The organism is Pelomonas sp. KK5 (assembly GCF_001984095.1).
In the GTDB taxonomy this organism is placed as follows: Bacteria; Pseudomonadota; Gammaproteobacteria; order Burkholderiales; family Burkholderiaceae_C; genus KK5.
The window spans coordinates 1-2,311 of record NZ_LYVQ01000425.1 but is presented as its reverse complement, the minus strand read 5'-3'; the positions used below and the strand labels follow the sequence as shown (position 1 = coordinate 2,311).

Below are 2,311 nucleotides of genomic sequence, written 5' to 3'. Positions count from 1 at the left end.
AGCCTAACCCGCAGTTCCAGCCGACGCCTAACGGCGCGGCTGAACGCAACCGTTAGGTCGCAGTCAATGCGCGTCGCCTCTCGTCACATGCAGAAGTTCACTCGCCGCCCACTGGGCCTTGCGGGTTGGCTATTCATCGCGTGCTTCCTGGCGGCCATTGCATATCTGGCGGCTACAAGACCGCAAACATTCCTTGTCGTGCTATGCGGGTTCGCTGTTCTCTTGTGGATCGCACACAGCCAAAGTCAGCGAGATGCACAAAAGCTCGTGGAACTGGCTTGTCAGCGCGAAGGTCAAACGATATGTGAGTTCGCTCGGGACTTCGATGCTCGTGCAATAGATACTTGGATCATTCGCGCCGTCTACGACCAACTGCAAGAGCGACTTCAACATGTGCATCCATCATTCCCAATCCGCGCGAACGACCGGCTGAAAGAGGACCTGATGCTGGACGATGACGACTTGGACATGGACCTCGCTCCAGAGGTCGAAGTGCTAACTGGTAGGTCTATGGTCAACAGCGAACGCAACCCATACTTCGGCAAGGTCAAGACCGTCCGAGACTTCGTGCTCTTCTTTCAAAATCAGCCCGGGTCATCCATGCGACCTAACCCTCAGTTCCAGCCGACGCCTAACGGCGCGGCTGAACACTATCGTTAGAGCGCAGGCGAAGCACCATCCTCGGCAACGTCAAGTCACAACATGGCACCAGTCATTCTGATCTCAATCTATGCGGCATCACTCGCCTTCCTCTGGAAGAAGGTGCCGTTCAGCGAGTGGCGAAAGCCTGTCTATTGCTTCTCAGCCCTTCCGGTTCTTCTTGGCATGATGTTCGTAAACATCTGGCTTGTTGATACCTTCCTTCTGGATGTGATTGCAGCACTGGGCACAGCGCGAGAAGCGGACCAGCAACTACGCGCTTCACAAGTATTGGTTCGTCGCAGTGAACTCCAGGAGCCGATGGTGGCCCTTGCCATCTCCGCGCCGCTTGCCATCGTGGTCTCGTTCGCGTGGTTCTACCTGTGCCTAGTTCTGGAGCGGAGGCGTAGAGCTGCAGAATCAACTCCGTCGCAGAATGCGCTCTAACCTTGCATTCCAGCGGACGCCTAACGGCGCCGCTGAATTTGGACGTTAGATCGCAGATGCTCTTCCGCATTGAGTACATCGCCCAGCACGCGCGACCAGCGTATGTTTTCGCTCGCCAACTTGAGGCTGGCAACTTCCATCTCTCGTCGGCATCACGCTTAGGTGATGCTCCGATCCGACCAAGTCTGTCGCAGCCACGCTCGCTGACCGCTGATGGCAAACCTGATTTGACAGTATTCGCGTTTACCTTAGTGACCGCGAACGACTTGCCGAAGTTCAATGTTGGCCAGCATGTTGAGCTATCGGAGGCGTAATTCGGTCTAGCCCATCCTTGCAGCGGACCGCCTGCGGCGGCCGCTGAAGTCAGACGTTAGGCCGTTGGGAGACCAAGTCGTGGAGCGCGAATCAGCCTCGGCAGTCGCATCATCTCTGGAAGATGCAATTGCCCACCTCACTCGGTCGTTGGCGCCCGCCAAGCAAGGACTGTCCCCAACCGACTTCGACAGGTTTCAAATGGCCATTGGGCTTGCCATCGGCCGGCTTTCGCACGAACTACTCGACCCCATTTATGCGCAGTACCCGGATCTCGCGCCTCCCGGGGTACTTTGAATCAGAGCCTTTTCAAGAGTTCAGGGTTCGCCGCGCGTGCGCAGGGTCGCCTGTCCGTTGGCAGTCGGCTCACCATTGCTCTTGCGCCACCGGAATCGGAGACACTTGCAGCCATGAGTTTCGCGACAGAGAAAAGGCGAGGGTGCTGTGGCCGCGTTGCGGCTTTCTCGGGTGGCGCTTGCGCGGGCGGCTTGTCTGGCCTTCGGTCTTCGCTGCCTAACCCTCCGTTGCAGCCGACGCCTAACGGCGCGGCTGAACACTATCGTTAGGCCTTTTGGAATTCATGGGTTGCTCGCAGAAATGCACGACGCTCCGGCAGGAGTTGATGGGCAAGTCAACGAGCGGGGTCAATCGTTGCCTTGGTCATGCGCCGCTCCGGCCAGTCCCAGGAATTCAGGGTTCACCATCGGTGCGCAGGGCCGCCTGTCCGTTGGCAGTCGGCTTACCATAGCGCTTCCTTCACCAGTACGGGCAGCAGGTCCAGCCGTGAGTCCCGCGACAGACAAACTCCGCCGCTTCGGCAGCCGTGCTGGCAGGGCGTTCGCGGGAGCTTGCTCAGGTCTTCGGTTCTCGCTGCCTAACCCCTCGTTCCAGCCGACGCCTAACGGCGCGGCTG

2 protein-coding genes are annotated in these 2,311 nt (G+C 58.5%); both read left to right on the top strand.

Going from position 1 to position 2,311, the window contains the following annotated elements; genetic code table 11:
• Positions 1-660: hypothetical protein (locus B0W88_RS34560; RefSeq protein WP_233151908.1), on the top strand; the 660-nt coding region annotated here is incomplete at its 5' end.
• Positions 661-702: 42 nt separating this feature from the next.
• The gene (locus B0W88_RS33270) at positions 703-1,086 is read left to right on the top strand and encodes a hypothetical protein (protein ID WP_144007122.1); all 384 of its coding nucleotides are present in this window, start codon (positions 703-705) and stop codon (positions 1,084-1,086) included.
• The last annotated feature ends 1,225 nt before the right edge of the window (positions 1,087-2,311 follow it).